The sequence below is a fragment of the Clostridium sp. genome (assembly GCF_036642255.1).
GTDB lineage: Bacteria > Bacillota > Clostridia > Clostridiales > Clostridiaceae > Clostridium_J.
This window is the reverse complement of sequence record NZ_JAVWDJ010000008.1, coordinates 77,827-94,712: the sequence shown is the minus strand read 5'-3', so window position 1 is coordinate 94,712 and position 16,886 is coordinate 77,827. Positions and strand designations below refer to the sequence as shown.

Genomic DNA, 16,886 nt, shown 5'->3' with positions numbered 1-16,886 from the left:
TGATAGAAAGATTTTATTAGGAATAGGAATCGGAATAGTAATTGGTACATTTTTCTCACTAGCCAATGATTTTAGCTACCAGCTCAGTGATGGTCAAGTAGAAATAAGAGCTAGGAAATTAGGAATGAAGTATCCTGATGAAATCAAGATAATGATTAAGGATGAGGTGAAGTAATGATAAGAGGACTATATACTGCAGCTTCTGGGCTAATTACTAGCGAAGCAAAGCAAAATGTTATAATGAATAATATTGCAAACTCTAATACATCAGGTTTTAAGTCTGAAAATATATCAATAAAGAGCTTTGATGAGGTAATGATTTCAAATAGAGATAAGTTTCAAGGTGATAAAAATGTCCGTAATGATATTGGTTATCTTAGCAATGGATCAGAGATAAATGATAGAAATACAAACTTCACACAAGGATTAATTAAGGACACTGGTTTTAAGACAGACTTTGCCATTGAGGGAGAAGGATTCTTCGTGGTTCAAAGAAATGAAGCAAATGGAACTAAAAACTATTATACTAGAGATGGGCATTTTAATATTGATGCTAATGGATACTTAGTTACAAATAGTGGAGATAGGGTCTTGGGTACCAATGCAAATGGAGTGCTAGAACCAGTATACGTAGGTAGTGGAAATATTAATTGTAGTAAAGAAGGAATAATCACTGTAGATGGAGTACAAAAGGGAAAGTTAGCAATAGCAAGTTTTTCCAAGGAAAATGGTGATTTTAAAAATATCGTTAAAGCCAGTGATAACTTATATTCGGGAGAAAATCCAATTATAGCCACCAACTATTCAATTCATCAAAGTGCATTAGAAGGTTCAAACGTAGACATAATCAAAGAAATGTCAGATATGATGGCCGTGATGAGAAACTTTGAAAGTGATACTAAAGTTTTAAAGGCCTTGGATGAAACCTTAGGTAAAGCTGTTAATGAAATAGGTACTGTAAGATAGAGCTATAAGGAGTGGAGTAAATGTATACATTATTATATACAAATAGAAGTGCAATGACGGCACAGCAGAATAAAATAGATGCCATATCAAATAATATAGCTAATGTTAATACTGTTGGTTATAAGAAGGTAAATATTCAATTTCAAGATTTATACAATAATTCACTAGAAAGACTTGGATATCCCACTTCTGAGGGAGCAGAAAACTTATATGCTGGAAGCGGAATTAAAAGCACTACTGCACTTAGGCAATTCTCACAAGGAAGCATTCATGAAACAGGGTTATCTACTGATTTAGCTATTGATGGTAGAGGGCTTTTTAAGGTTTATAAGCATGATGGGACATCTGCTTACACAAGGAATGGTAATTTTAATGTGGATGCCTCTGGAGTTTTAGTAGACAATAATGGTTATAGATTAAGCATTGTTGATAATGAAGGCAATGAATTAAACTATAATGGTGGAACCTTAAACCTTTCTGGGGATAATTTTAATGTAGATAAAGAAGGAAACTTTTATGTTAAAAATAATGCTGAGTTTGAAAAACTTGGACAAGTAAAAACTTTTGATTCTGTAGGGGGAAATGGCTTACTTTCTTCGGGAGAAAACTTATTTATCCCTATGGAAGGGGTTACTATGGAAGAAGTCACTGATAGAAGTATATATGTAGGTTCCTTAGAAAATTCTAATGTTGATATTGGCCAGGAAATGACAGATATGATTTTAACTCAAAGAGCTTTTCAATTGAATTCTACAGGGCTAAAAACTGTAGATGAAATGTGGCAAATGATTAATAACCTTAGATAGAAAAGATAAACCAATTTACTAGAAAGTAAATCTTAATAATAAAAATGGTGATTTTTAACTGCTGACAGATTATTTGTCAGCAGTTTGTTTTTTTGCCTGCCATTTTTAAGTAAAAGGTTAAACCCTCAGTCTAATTCTAAATTATGGAGTAGCTACATATAATGTATAAAATGTTAATACAAAAGTTTAAATTATATTTTTGCTTTTGTGAATTAACTATATTTAAACATTGCAATAAATTAATTCACTAATGATATAGTGGTGATTCATGTCTAATATATTCGTAGGAATTAGTTATGCAACAGTATTATATATTAAATGTTTATTTTGAGGGGGAGAATTTATGGGTGTAGGATATCTTTTTGGGTGTTTGCTTAGCATAATAATGTGGAAAGTTGATAGACATGAACTATTTTACAAATTCAATACACTATTAAGAAAAAGGTTAAAGAACAACGCTTATATACAGTTATTTTACTTAATTTTTGTTGGAGTCTTATGCCTTTTAATTTCCTTAATAAGTAATAAGGAGTTACAAAATGGTGTTGTAGCATTTTTAGTAATCGAAGTGAGTAATAGTGAGAGAAAAACCTTAATTAACAAAACTATAGATAAAAAGCACTTTTATGACACCTTATCCATTATTTCAAGATCTTTAGTTTGCGGCTTTATTGCACCTATAGTTTATATAATATGCTTTGGAAATGTGGGAGGAATTGCCTATACTTTAATTTATTATATAAGTTTTGATAGCACACTATCAGTATTTAACTTCTTAAACCGTATTCTGAACATTATACCTTCTTTGATAACCGTTGCGATTTTATATGTTATATATGTGCCAAGAAATAAAACTTTTAAAATAGATTTTAAAGGAGATTTTTCAACAAATATAATTTACGAACCATTGCTTAATGTATATATACTTTCTGCTTATATTGAATCTGTTAATTTTTATTATCATATAGAAAAGAAAAATGTCCACTATCTTAAAAGCTATGGAGTCTATACTAATAAGATTAATGATGTGTCTATAAAAGACTTTTTATCATTAATATATAGTGTGTGCTTTATTGTATTTGTGGCATTTTGGTTATATAAGGCTGAAATAGTTAGTTTTCTAGTATTAAATTTATTTTAATATTGAGACTATGTCAGGAAGTTACATTAGGTTAAATGAAATTTTCTCCAAGAACTACATTTAGCATGAAAACGCTATAAAAATTTAATAAAGAATATAAAAAACAGCTGTATTCGTACAGCTGTTTTGATTATGGATTAAAAGTTTTTAATATTACTTACTTAGTTTGACCAATTATTTCTGTAATTGGTGGAATCACTTGTTTCTTTCTTGAAACGATTCCATCTAAATAAACGGTATCATCTTTAGTTTTCACATTAAAGGCTCTATAAAATAATTCTTTATGCTCACCAGCAGCAATGAACAGTGAACTGCTACTAAATATATCGGTAATCATTAAAAGAATAATATCAAAGCCACTGGAAGCTGCTTTTTTAGCCATCAAAGTTTTTAAATCTTCTATCAGTGGGTTGAAACCTTCGATATATGTAGTTGTAACTTGAGCAACTCCAACCTTGTAATTGCTAATTAAGAATGTCTTGAAATCTTGATAAAAGATTTCCTTAGCAGTTTTTCCTTCAAGTGAGGTTCCAGCTTTGAACATTTCTTTGGCAAAGTCTTCAATATTAAGGTTAGCAATTTCAGCTAATCTCTTAAGCATTATTTCATCCACTAAAGTTGCAGTTGGAGATTTTAATAAAAGTGTGTCTGAAATTATTGCAGCACATAAAATTCCAGCAATTTTTTTGCTAGGTCTTATGCCATTTTCAAAGAAAATCGACGATACAATAGTTGAAGTACTACCTACAGGTTCATTTCTGAAGTAAATTGGAAGCCCTGTTTGAATGTCTGCAATTCTGTGATGATCTAGAATTTCTAAGATACTAGCATCTTCAAGGCCTGCTACAGATTGGGCTTTTTCATTGTGATCCACTAAAATAACTTTCTTTTTATTCTGAGTAATTAAGTGGTATCTAGAAATACTTCCAATTACTTTTCCATCTTCATTTAAAACTGGGTAACTTCTATATCTAGTTTCTAGCATGATGTCTTTAATTTCCTCAATAAAATCACTAGAATTAAAGGAGATCACGTTATTCTTAGTCATTACGTAACTTATTGGAATACTTTGTGGAATAAGCCTTGCAGAGGTAAATGAATCAAATGGTGTAGTTATTATAGAACAACCATTTTCCTTTGCAATATCGATAGTTTTTTCAGATGGAAGTTTGTTTCCACAAATAATCATAAGTTGTGCGCATTTTTCCACAATAAACTGCTGAGTATCTTCTCTATCGCCACAAATTACTATGTCTCCAGGTTCAATAATAGTTTTATCATTATCAGGTTCCATGGTAGAAACTACAACTTTACCTGACAGTGAAAGATTTTCATCTGATAAGTAAACAGTTTTCGCAGACAAGGTTTCTAATATATTATTTAGAGAAGTATTGCTCTTAGCCAATATGTAGTTGTCCCAAATATCAAGGTAGCTTGATGCAAGATTAGATACTGAAACAATCCCAGATAATCTATCCGAAGAATCAATAACAGGTAAAGTTTTAATGTTATTTTTCTTCATAATAGACCAAGCCATCTTTAGAGAAATGTCAGGGGCTATTGGAGCCACTGTATCTATATCTAAGTCTGACACTTGAGTTTTAACTGTTTGAATAAGCTGAGGAGGTTCTACACCAAAATAGTTTAATATAAAATCTGTTTCCCTATTAATTTCTCCAAGTCTTATAGGAATAGCAGGAACTCTTTGAGTTTTGTTTTTAAACTCAGCATAAGCAATAGCAGAACAAATTGAATCAGAGTCTGGATTCCTATGTCCTGTAATATATATGGTATTTTTCATAGAGGCCTCCTTAAAAATATTTTTCAATACATGTTTAATTTTTCTTAGTCATATTTAGTATTTTATAATTTTATTTCCGGTATGTAAAGGTAAAAGTTATAAATCTCAGATATAACTCTTAAAGTTAAATGAAAATTTAAGAATTAATTCAGTTATTACATTAGTTTTAGTGAAATTTCAACGCCGTTTATGTAATGTTACTAAAATTTTTACTTATAAGAATATCATAAATTATAACATTTCATGTGTACATATAGTTCATATCCTATAAAGCTAGTACATATATTTTATAGAAATGTATTTAATTAGAAAAGAAAAAATATATGAAAAGGGGGAAAAAGTGTGAAAGCTAAAGAATACAGAGGGCTTACTAATGAAGAAGCGGAAAGAAAGTTAAAAGAGTATGGCCTTAATTTGTTAGAAAACAAGAAAAAGATTTCTGCCATTAAGATTTTTCTTTCACAATTTAATGATTTAATCATCTGGATATTAATTGTGGCAACTTTAATTTCAGGTATTATGGGGGACAAGGCTGATGCAATAACTATCCTTATAATTGTATTTATGAATGCAATCTTAGGTTTTGTCCAAGAGTTTAAGACAGAAAAGTCGCTTGAGGCGTTAAAGGAATTAGCATCACCTACTGCTAAGGTAATAAGAAATGAGAAGATTGAAGTAATTAATTCCATTTATCTTGTACCTGGTGATTTATTGTTATTGGAAAGTGGTGATAGAATACCTGCAGATTGTATTTTAGTGGAAGAGAACAATATTATGGTAGATGAATCCTTACTTACAGGAGAATCAGTAGGTGTATATAAGAACTGTGATGATGACAACAGCAATTTATATATGGGTACCATAGTTCTTACTGGTAAGGGTAAAGCAAAGGTCTATTCCACTGGAATGAATACAGAAATGGGAAGAATTGCTGATATGCTTGGTAACATAGAAGATGAAATTTCACCTCTTAAAGAGAGATTAAACTCCCTTGGTAGAGTACTAGTAATACTATGTCTAGCTATTTGCTCACTTGTTACCTTATTAGGTATTTGGCGTGGACAAAATGCATATGAAATGTTTTTATCAGGTGTAACCTTAGCAGTAGCTGCTATTCCAGAAGGCTTATCTGCTATTGTTACTGTTGCTCTAGCCCTTGGAGTTTCAAGAATGCTAAACAGAAATGCCTTAGTAAGAAAGCTTCCAGCAGTAGAAACCTTAGGTTGTACTTCTGTTATTTGTAGTGACAAGACTGGAACGCTAACACAAAATAAAATGACAGTTAAGGCTCTACTTTATGATGGTAAAATTCATAATTTAGATGAGGAAAAAGAGTTTAATCAAGATATGTTAAAGAAAATATTTACCTATTGTAATGACTGTAATTATGATTTTACAAGTAATTCAGTAGAGAAAGCATTAATGGGGGACCCAACTGAAACAGCACTTATTAAAGGATTTTTCAATAAGACCAAGGACATTGAAAGATTTGTTGGTTCCGCTACAAGAGTTTACGATATTCAATTTAATTCTACAAGAAAAATGATGACGGTTATCATGAAGGATAATGGCAGAGAAACTTGTTATGTTAAGGGAGCTCCTGAGAGAATTACTGAAAGGTGTTCTCATATTTTGATCAATGGTAGAGTAGAGCCTTTTACTACAGCATATAGAAAAAGTATAGAGAAACATATCGACGATATGTCTTTTAGAGCTTTAAGATGTATTGCTGGAGCATATAAGGATAGCAATTTAGTAAAAAGCGAAAAGGTGGAAAGTGATTTAATTTTTGTTGGGGTAGCAGGAATTATTGATCCACCAAGAAGAGAAGTTAAGGATGCAGTTTTGGAATGTAAGATTGCAGGAATTAAACCTGTAATGATTACTGGGGATCACAAAAATACTGCTTTTGCCATTGGTAAGGAATTGGATATTTGCTCCGATGCTTCAGAAGTAATAACTGGAGCTGAGCTTGATGTACTTAGTGATAAGGAATTAAATAAAAATATAGATAAATATAGAATTTTCGCTAGAGTAAGTCCTAAGCATAAGTTAAGAATCGTTAAAGCCTTTAAAGCGCAAAATAAAATTGTTGCCATGACTGGTGACGGAGTTAATGATGCTCCTGCTGTGAAAGAAGCAGATATCGGTATTGCAATGGGTGTTTCAGGTACAGACGTAACCAAGGAAGCTGCTTCCATGATTCTTCTTGATGATAACTTTGCAACCATTGTAGCTGCAGTAGAAGAAGGAAGGGTTATTTACGACAATATTAGAAAATTTATAAGATATCTACTATCTTGTAACTTAGGTGAGGTTCTAACTATGTTTCTTGCTTCCTTATTTTATTTGGAAGTACCACTTTTACCAATTCAAATACTCTTTGTTAACTTGGTTACAGATGGTCTCCCAGCTATTGCTTTGGGAGTAGATCCAGCAGATAAGAATATCATGTATGAAAGACCAAGAGATAAAAATGAAGGAGTATTTTCAAGAGGATTAAAAGAAAAAATACTATTAAGAGGTTCATTAATTGGTATTTGTACTGTTTTGGCATTTTTAGTAGGTAAATATTATAGATTCAACTTAGAGACTTGTAGAACCCTTGCCCTAGGAACTTTAATTTGTTCCCAGTTAGTTCACGTTTTTGAGTGTAGAAGTGAAAAACAATCATTGTTTGAGATTAATCCTTTTAGTAACTTATATTTAATAGGAGCTGTGTCTATTTCTATTTTAGCATTAATTTCCATTATATACCTACCAGTTCTCCAAGGTATATTCCACACTTCTGCTATTAATTTCGGTCAATGGATGATTATTGTATTCTTCTCAGGAATAATTTCCCTTATTAATAGTGTTTACATCTTTGTAAGCCATAAACAATAGTTCATTCAAAACCCCAAAAATGTATAATATAACATTTTTGGGGTTTTCCTATTAAAACTTAGTTTATACATTGATTTAAAACGCTATAGGTAGTCAATATATTTAATAGTAAAATAAGTTTTATGCTGAAACCCTAACTAAATCAGTGCTATGAACAGTAAATAATTGAAAACTATTATTTTTTAAGTAATGAAAAGATTCATTTTGTTCAATAACTTTGGAAAGTAATTAAGCTCAAACTTGTTTAAGCACTAGTGAGGAGGGGGTAATTAACCTTTGAAAATATGGCTTTAACAAAGAAACAACTGTAAATTTTATTAATTTACAGTTGTTTTTTTATTTGTTATTAAATTTAATTTTATCTAAATCTTCTATCTGCTCTAACTCTTTGAGTTTTCAGACCACCTTCTACCGGAATTAAATCTTTTTTTGTAGTTAAGTTCATAACGTTCATTATAGAAATAAATTCTTTTATGTCCTTCTTATTCTTTTTCTTTCTATCAGGTTTCAAACCTTGAACAACCAAAGAATGACCTTGCTTTATATCAATAAATTCTGGTTTTTTAAACCATCTTCTCTTTTTATAAACACAAGTAGATACAGCTTTACTGTTTTCTTGCTTTAACACTAATGTCACAGTAAGCCAATTAATAATGCCTAAGAAACTTTTTTCTTCTGATTTGATAGAAAGAACTCTACCCTGAAGTTGAGTAAGTCTATCACCATATTTTTTCATCCAATTATTTGTATAGCTTTGTGTTAGTTTTTCTTTAAATCCCATATGAATGACTCCTTTACATGAAGAATATAAACTTATAATTACTTAAAGTATATGTTTATTTATAAATATTATTATGATTTTAGAACTATTATATAATAACTACCTAATTATAACAAGTTTATATTGAAGAATCAACAAATCATTTTCTAGTCATTTAGATAAATTGGTTTATTGTAACTTTAAGCATATAGAATAATAGGTTTTCTTGTATATTAAAAGATTTATTTATGTCTCATTATAAATAACTTAATTTTTGATTTATATATTAGAAATAAATTCGATATTTTTGATAAAAAGAAAGGTATTTAAAAATTTTATATTTTTGTTCCAAAAACCACTTTGAAAGAATATTAATATAATAAGTGATTTTCAAGGAGGAGAGTATGTATAAAGAATTAACTCCAAAGGACATAATTTATGATTTTGATATTCAAAGAGTATCTTCTACTGAGGAAAAGTGGATGTTACCTCAGTATATAGAGGCATATAAAAAGATAAAAACAGCTCTTCATATAGATAATGATGGATATAACATTTATTTAGTTGATGATTATTCTAAGGATAGAATTAAACATATAATTGACTATGTAAAAGATATCTTTAAAGATAAGATGGTTCCAGATGATATTTGCTACGTCATTAAGGATGACGATAAACAACCCATACCTATTTTTCTATCTAATGGGCTAGGGAATACTTTTAAAGAAGTATTAGAAGAGCTACAAGGATTATACGCTGAATATACTTTTCAATTTTATAATGATTCAGGTAACAAGGAAAAAGATAGCTTGGTGGATAAAATACAAAAGAACAGAAATGAAATAATAAACAGTTTAGTTGAAGTTTCAAAGACTAATGGATTCGATATAAAAACCAACGATGGAGGATTTACATTTATTCCTTTAAATGAGGGGAGAGAAATGACAGAGGAAGAATATGAGGGATTAGATGTAGATGAAAAAGATGATATGATCACAAAAGTTAATGAACTAAAACTTAAGGCAAAAGACATTTTAGAAGAGCTAAAAAACATGGAACTAAATGAATTGAAAAAAATTAAAGAGCTTATGGTAATGTACTTAAATGACCAAATAGAATTTAAAAAAGAGGAGTTTAGATCAAAATTTAGAAACACTCCAGAAGCAGTAGAATATTTTGAGTATATTTGTAATGCTATAGAAAATAATTTAGTGGAAAATTATACTATTAATTATGATGATGATGAAGAGAAAATCAATGAAATAATATACAAATATATGGTTAATGTGATTGTAGATAATAGTAATTTGGAAAGTCCTCCAGTGATTTTTGAAGAAGATCCAAGTGTAACTAATCTTCTTGGAAATATAGAGTATGAAAATCATAATAATGTTTATGTATCAGATGTATCACAAATTAAGGCTGGTAGTATGATAAAGGCTAATGGGGGATGTTTGATCATTAGGGTAAATAGCCTTTTAACTAATGTGCAATCATACTATTATCTAAAAAAAGTATTAATGACTGAAAAGGTTGATTTAGACTACAATAAAGGCTACTTTGAACTTTTAGCCCTAAGTGGGTTAAAACCTAAACCAATAAAAATTAATCAAAAAATCATCTTAATTGGAGATTATGAAACCTATGATCTACTATATACCAATGATGATGACTTTAAAAAGATTTTCAAAATGAGAACAGAATATAAAACTGTATTGGATATTGATGAGAGTATTAAGGGAACTTTAGTAAGTGAAATAAATAGATTTTGTACTAAAAATAAGATTAAGCCCCTTAGTAATGAGGCAATAAAGGAAATTGCAAAAATATTATCAAGAAAAGCTGAGAATAAAAATAAAATCTATTTCGATGATTATGACCTAACAAATATGATTATCTTAGCTAATGATAGAGTGATAGAAAAGCAAAAAGAAACTATTGATGCCGAGGATATAATAGAGGTAGCTTATAAGAAAGAGCTCATTGAGGAAGAAATATTAAATACCTACAAAGAAAAGAAAATGCTCATTGATGTAACTGGAAGTAGGGTAGGACAAATTAATGGACTTTCAGTAATAGATACGGGGTACGTGAGCTTCGGTAAACCTTTAAAAATAACTTGTACTTGTTACAAGGGCGATGGTCATATAATTGATACTCAGAGAGAATCTAACTTAAGTGGTAGAATTCATAATAAGGCAGTAAGCATTTTGCGAGGATATATAAATTCTATAAATGGAGGCTACAAAAAGTTGCCTGTAGATTTTCATATTAGTTTTGAACAACTTTATGGAATTGTTGATGGTGATAGTGCTTCTGTGGCAGAAGTTATTTGTATGATATCTTCGCTAACAAAATTGCCAATTAAACAAAATATAGCTGTTACTGGCTCAATAAATCAGTTTGGAGAGGTTCAACCTATTGGTGGAGTAAATGAGAAGATTGAAGGTTTCTTTAGAGTGTGTAAGGAGCTTGATTCAGTTGAAGGCAAAGGAGTGCTGATACCAGCGTCAAACAAGGATGATTTAGTTCTCTGTGAGGAAGTTGAAGAGGCAATTTTAAGAGGGCAATTGAAACTTTATACTATGGAAACTGTGGAAGATGCTATGCAGGTTCTATTTAATTTGAAAGATTGTTCCTTAGAAAAGGTTCTTAAGACAATTGAGAAAGAAAGCAAAAAATACATTGAAAAACCAAAGGTTCAAAAAGTTCCTGCAGAAAATTCTAAGCTAGAAAAATGTACTGATGTGTTAAAAGGTGAAAAAACAAGAAGAACAAGAAAATAGATTTGAACAAAATAACCTAGTGTAAGAGTTTTGAAGAAAAATAATTTTACCAAAAGTGATTCTTAAGAATTTAATACTAAATAAAAAAAGGGGTATCCCCCTTTTTTTTATACATTAAATCTAAAGTTAACTACATCTCCATCTTGCATTATATACTCTTTACCTTCAAGTCTATAGAGACCTTTTTCTTTTGCCGCGGCTTCAGAGCCACATTCTACAAGCTTGTCATAGGAAACTATTTCAGCTCGTATAAAACCTCTTTCTATGTCACTATGAATTTTACCAGCTGCTGCAGGTGCTTTTGTACCTACTTTAATTGTCCATGCTCGCACTTCTTGAACACCAGCAGTTAAGAAACTCATAAGTCCTAGAAGACTATAACTTTCTCTTATTAATTGATCTAATCCTGATTCATTCAAGCCGTACTCACTAAGTAATTCCTTTTTTTCCTCATCATCAAGTGTTGAAAGTTCTTCCTCTAGTTTTGCACAAACTATTATTACACCAGAACCTTCAGCTTCAGCGTAAGCTCTTACCTTTTGAACCAATTCATTTTCACTATTACCAGACATCAAATCTTCTTCACTTACATTACAACTGTACAGTACTGGTTTAGAAGTTATTAAGAATAATCCTTTTACAAAGGCGTCCTCTTCTTCAGTAAATTCCAAAGTTCTAACTGGCATATTGTTTTCTAACTGATTTTTAACTTTCTCCATTATGTCATATTCTGCCTTAGCAGTCTTATCACCTGATCTTACAAGTTTAAGTGATTTCTCCATTCTTCTCTCAAGAACCTCAAGATCAGAGAATATTAACTCAAGGTTTATAGTTTCAATATCTCTTATTGGATCTACAGAACCTTCAACATGAACTATATTATCATCATCGAAACATCTAACTACATGAACAATAGAAGAAACCTCTCTTATGTGAGATAAAAACTTGTTTCCAAGTCCCTCACCCTTACTTGCACCTTTAACAAGACCTGCAATATCGTAAAACTCTATTGCGGTATGAACTTGTTTTTTTGAGTTATAAATTTTTTGAAGTACATCTAGACGTGTATCAGGTACACTTACTACACCCACGTTTGGTTCAATGGTACAAAAAGGATAGTTAGCAGATTCTGCTCCAGCCTGAGTAATAGCATTAAATAACGTACTTTTGCCTACATTTGGTAGACCTACAATTCCCAATTTCATATGTTTTCTTTCCTTTCTATATAAGGCATCTCAAGTAAAATAACTACATAGTATGGTAAATTATTTTGTGCAATACTATAAGGTTAGATTCTGTTAATTACAGATCTATTAATGAAATCTGTAATCAGAATAACCAAAGCAAAACATAAACTTTAAAAAGTTATTTTACAGACCTAACACGTTGTGAGCAAATAATATTAATTGTTACAATATAATTTTCAATTTAATCCTTTTAAATTATACTCTACAAATTAATATATTTCAAGAATACACGAAAAGACATGTTTTATTAATTTATAAAGTTTAGTTAAAGATGAATAAAAAATTGCAAAATTGGGGTTTATAAATAAAAATATGCTGTAATATAAAAAGGTTATGAAATACAGCAATTTACAATATTTGTAAGCGAAAACACTGTTGAAATATAAAACATAAAATCACAAAAAAAAGCAATAAATCCTTCACCTTTTTGAAGGAATTTTTAACCATGCATAGAATAATTATGATAGAATATATAATATATGCAATTATTTTTAGATTTATGAAATTAATTTGAAAAAATGTTAAAAATATACACAGAACTATTCGCAGAAGGAGAAGATGAACATGGAATTTAAACATATATCTGTCATGCTTCAAGAATGCATTGAGGGTTTGAATATTAAGCCTAACGGTATATACGTAGATTGTACACTAGGAGGGGCAGGTCATTCTTTAGAAATTGCAAAAAAATTGTCTAAGGAAGGAAGGCTTATTGGTATCGATCAAGATTTGGATGCGTTAAATGCAGCAAAAATAAGATTAAACTCTTTTGAGAATATAACCTTTGTTCATGACAATTTTTATAACATAGATGAAATTCTTCAAGAACTTAATATAGATAAGGTAGATGGAATACTAATGGACTTGGGTGTTTCTTCTTACCAATTGGATGAAGCTGAAAGAGGATTTAGTTATATGCAAGATGCACCATTAGACATGAGGATGAATCGTAGTAGTGATTTTTCAGCCTACAATGTGGTAAATGAATATAGTGAAGCTGAACTACATGATGTTATTAAGAGCTTTGGCGAGGAAAAGTTCGCAAAGAAGATCGCCATGATAATTGTGGATAGAAGAAAGAAAAAGCCAATAGAAACTACTTTTGAACTTGTGGATATAATAAAAGCATCAATACCTGCTAAATTTAGAAGAGAAGGTGGGCATCCAGCCAAAAGAACCTTCCAAGCTATTAGAATTGAGGTTAATAAAGAATTACATATTTTAGATAAAACGATAACTGATGGTATAAATTCATTAAATTCAGGCGGGAGAATGGCTATAATAACATTTCACTCACTTGAAGATAGAATTGTTAAAAATAAGTTTAGAGATCTACAAGATCCTTGCACTTGTCCAAAGGAATTCCCTATGTGTATGTGCAACAAAAAGCCAATAATAAAACTTATAAACAGAAAACCGATTGAAGCATCTGGAGAAGAATTAGAACTTAATTCTAGAAGTAAAAGTGCCAAACTAAGAATCGCTGAGAAAATTTAGTTCTAAAAATGGTATGGGGGTCGTAAAATGTTATTAGAGAATGAGAGTAATTCAATTTATGGAAATACGGTTTTAGCATCTCAAGGAAGTGCTTTGCCAAAAGAGAAAGTTAAAAAACAGGAAGAAGTTAAGAAAAAACAACAACAAAAACAGGAGCAACAGGAGAGGCTTTTTAGAGCGTTAAAATTTGCAGGTACTCTAGCTACTGGATTTACCCTGGCATTTACTATCCTCTTTAGATACAGCGCAATTTATACAACGCAAAAGGAACTTAGTGAAGTAAATAGTGCTATTTATAACTTAACTGAAGAGAATGAGGCGCTCAAAGTACAACTTATCAAGTACAATAATATTAGTTACATTGAGGAAGTTGCTACTAAGGAATTAAAAATGGTGAATCCAATTGCTGGAAATGCAATTTACTGTAATTTAAAATCTATTGAATTACCTCTTGAAGAAAAAAAGGCAGAAAGCACATCAATAGCTTTGTTTAAGAAGATAAAAGGTTTTTTATTTTAGCCATGTTTTTGGGGTATAAGTGTAAGATGTTCTTCTTTAGAGTTTCAACTTGAAGAGAATATTCATGAAGGTTAAATCTCCTTCCAAGAAGTGGTGTAAGTAAATCACTAGTTGATTATTTAATTTTAGTTAGTGGGGGAGTATAGGTGGCGAAAAAAGAATTTAGAGACAAAGTAATTATGAAAAAAAGGATGCTACTTGTCCTTGGTGTAATATTTATAATCTTTATTGGATTAATGATAAGGCTTAGCTTTATTATGTTTGTTAAAGGAGATACATATAAGGCAAGAGCCACTCAACAATGGACAAGTGATGTTAAAATTAATGCAAAACGTGGAAGAATTCTAGATAGAAATGAAAAAGAACTAGCAGTAAGTGCTAATGTGTATAGGGTAGACTTAGACCTTAATGCTCTAAGAAAATCCCTAGAAGACAAAACATTAAAAATGGAAAGCATATCGCCTAAGCTTGCGGAAATTTTGCAAATGGATCCTGCTAAGGTGTTAGATATTTTGACTAGACCATTGCCAAATGGTAAATTAAGAGGTTCTGCCATATTAAAAAGAAGAATTGAAAAAGATATGGCTGATGCAATTAAAAAGTACTCTGAAGAAACTGAACTTCGAGGACTTGTAATTTCACCGGATACTAAGAGATATTACCCTAATGGAAGCTTTGCTGCGCATATATTAGGACATACTAACTCTGATGGGGAAGGGCTTACAGGGATTGAACTTCAATATAATAAATATTTAGCTGGAGTACCTGGAATCAAAATTGCAGAAACAGACCAAAAAAGTGAAGATTTACCTTATAAAATATCAGAGTATACAGAGCCTGTAGATGGAAGAGACGTAATTTTAACCATTGATCAGAATATACAATACTTTGCTGAAAAAGCAGCTTCACAGGCCTTAAAAGATAATGATGCAAAAGCTGTTTCTGTCATCGTAATGGATCCTAAAAATGGTGAAATATTAGCTATGGTTAATAAACCAGATTATGATCCTAATAATCCATGGCCGGAAAATTTAAGTGATGAAGAGACACAGAAAACTTGGAGAAATAGAGCTGTAAGTGATGCTTATGAACCAGGATCTATTTTCAAGGTAGTTACGGCTACAGCAGCAATCGAAAAAGGAATTTTAAAAGAAGGTGAGACCTTTAATTGTGGTGGAGGATTAACCATTGGCGGAAGAACAATTCACTGTTGGAAAACCATAGGACACGGCCCACTAGATTTTGAAGGAATTATTAAAAACTCTTGTAACGTAGGATTTATGATCTTAGCTGATAGAATGGGAAAAGAATCATTAAATGAATATATATATAAGTATGGCTTCGGCCAAAAGACAGGTATAGATTTGCCAGGTGAAGCAAAGGGAATTGTTAAACCTACAGATCAAATATCTATTACGGATTTAGCCACTATATCCTTCGGACAAAGTAATACGGTATCAGCTATTCAATATATGCAAGCCTTTAATAGTATTGCTAATGGAGGTACTCTAATTACACCACATTTAATGAGGGAAGTTATACATTATGATGGAGATAGCAATAGAGTAATAGATGCTACCTTCTCTAATTTAAATAAGAGAGCTGAAATCAAACCAGAAACTATGGAAAGGATGAGGGGTCATTTAGAAGCCACTGTTAGTAGTGGAGGAGCTTCTAAGACTTATATTCCAGGATATCATATTGCAGGAAAAACTGGTACTGCGCAGAAGATTGATCCTGTTAATGGTGGATACGCAGCGAGTAAGTATATTTCCTCATTTGCGGGGATGGCTCCAGCAAATGACCCAAAAGTTACTGTATTTATATCCATTGATGAACCGAATCCTTCATTATACTATGCAGGTCAAATTGCTGCTCCAGTAGGAAAAGTTTTATTCAATGATATATTTAACTACTATGCTTTAAAACCAGATGCAAGTGCAGAAGATATTCAACACAGTTTAAAGAAGGATGTTGTAATTCCTGAGTTTAGAGGTTCAAAAAATGCTGATGGAATTAAGATTTTAAAGGAAAATGGATTAAACTACAGAATTGAAGGAGACGGAGAGTATGTGGTTGACGTTAGTCCTAAACCAGGATACATGGTTAAAGAAGGAAGTGAAATAATTCTTTACACAGGCAAACAGTCCCAAATTGATAGAACTGTTGTAGTGCCCGATTTAAGAGGATCAACCCCAGAGGCTGTGAGAAAGTTATTACAAAACTTGGGTTTATCAGTAGAATTTGTTGGAGAGGGTGTAGTAGCAGAGCAAAGTGTGGGGGCTGGGCAACATGTAAAAAAAGGAACTGTAGTAACTTGTCACCTACAAATTATTGCAGATTAATAATATACTGAACTGTGGCTTATTGCACATCATACCGATATGGTGTATAAATATAATATGTTTAAATTTATAAACCGGTAGCTTACAGTTTTTACTGTGCTACCGGATTTGCCATGTTTAGGCACATTTTAT

Annotated in this window: 11 protein-coding genes; 8 read left to right on the top strand and 3 right to left on the bottom strand. The window is 31.1% G+C overall.

Translation table 11 applies throughout. The features are described 5' to 3' along the window. The first annotated feature begins 174 nt into the window (after positions 1-174). The 3 genes from RR409_RS06445 to RR409_RS06435 all read left to right on the top strand — a co-directional run bounded on the left by RR409_RS06445 (position 175) and on the right by RR409_RS06435 (position 2,913). Entirely contained in the window at positions 175-966 is a 792-nt protein-coding gene (locus RR409_RS06445) for a flagellar hook-basal body complex protein (RefSeq protein WP_332556911.1), read from the top strand. Between the two features lie 20 nt (positions 967-986). After that, on the top strand, positions 987-1,772 hold the full coding sequence (locus RR409_RS06440) for a flagellar hook-basal body complex protein (protein ID WP_332556910.1): 786 nt from the start codon (positions 987-989) through the stop codon (positions 1,770-1,772). A gap of 343 nt (positions 1,773-2,115) precedes the next feature. Next, the gene (locus RR409_RS06435; protein WP_332556909.1) at positions 2,116-2,913 is read left to right on the top strand and encodes a hypothetical protein; all 798 of its coding nucleotides are present in this window, start codon (positions 2,116-2,118) and stop codon (positions 2,911-2,913) included. A 157-nt stretch (positions 2,914-3,070) separates the two neighbouring features. Here the strand turns inward: RR409_RS06435 and RR409_RS06430 are convergent, their stop codons facing one another. Then, positions 3,071-4,714 (bottom strand): putative manganese-dependent inorganic diphosphatase, encoded by a 1,644-nt coding sequence (locus tag RR409_RS06430; protein ID WP_332556908.1) that lies wholly within the window; start codon positions 4,712-4,714, stop codon positions 3,071-3,073. A 342-nt stretch (positions 4,715-5,056) separates the two neighbouring features. Between RR409_RS06430 and RR409_RS06425 the strand changes: the two genes are divergently transcribed. Beyond that, on the top strand, positions 5,057-7,600 hold the full coding sequence (locus RR409_RS06425) for a cation-translocating P-type ATPase (protein ID WP_332556907.1): 2,544 nt from the start codon (positions 5,057-5,059) through the stop codon (positions 7,598-7,600). A gap of 358 nt (positions 7,601-7,958) precedes the next feature. Here RR409_RS06425 and RR409_RS06420 read toward each other — a convergent pair whose 3' ends face one another. Further along, positions 7,959-8,381 (bottom strand): hypothetical protein, encoded by a 423-nt coding sequence (locus tag RR409_RS06420; protein ID WP_332556906.1) that lies wholly within the window; start codon positions 8,379-8,381, stop codon positions 7,959-7,961. 383 nt (positions 8,382-8,764) lie between these two features. On the opposite strand from RR409_RS06420, the gene RR409_RS06415 reads away from it, so the two are divergent. Beyond that, positions 8,765-11,146, top strand: a complete 2,382-nt coding sequence (locus RR409_RS06415) for an AAA family ATPase (RefSeq protein ID WP_332556905.1) — start codon at positions 8,765-8,767, stop codon at positions 11,144-11,146. Positions 11,147-11,253: 107 nt separating this feature from the next. Here RR409_RS06415 and ychF read toward each other — a convergent pair whose 3' ends face one another. After that, positions 11,254-12,351, bottom strand: coding sequence for a redox-regulated ATPase YchF (ychF, locus tag RR409_RS06410; protein ID WP_332556904.1), 1,098 nt, complete (start codon positions 12,349-12,351; stop codon positions 11,254-11,256). Between the two features lie 606 nt (positions 12,352-12,957). Between ychF and rsmH the strand changes: the two genes are divergently transcribed. The 3 genes from rsmH to RR409_RS06395 all read left to right on the top strand — a co-directional run bounded on the left by rsmH (position 12,958) and on the right by RR409_RS06395 (position 16,754). After that, a complete protein-coding gene (gene rsmH, locus RR409_RS06405) occupies positions 12,958-13,890 on the top strand; it encodes a 16S rRNA (cytosine(1402)-N(4))-methyltransferase RsmH (protein ID WP_332556903.1) in 933 nt (310 codons plus the stop codon). 27 nt (positions 13,891-13,917) lie between these two features. Next, the gene (locus tag RR409_RS06400; RefSeq protein ID WP_332556902.1) at positions 13,918-14,409 is read left to right on the top strand and encodes a septum formation initiator family protein; all 492 of its coding nucleotides are present in this window, start codon (positions 13,918-13,920) and stop codon (positions 14,407-14,409) included. Positions 14,410-14,555: 146 nt separating this feature from the next. Continuing rightward, the gene (locus tag RR409_RS06395) at positions 14,556-16,754 is read left to right on the top strand and encodes a stage V sporulation protein D (RefSeq protein ID WP_332556901.1); all 2,199 of its coding nucleotides are present in this window, start codon (positions 14,556-14,558) and stop codon (positions 16,752-16,754) included. The last annotated feature ends 132 nt before the right edge of the window (positions 16,755-16,886 follow it).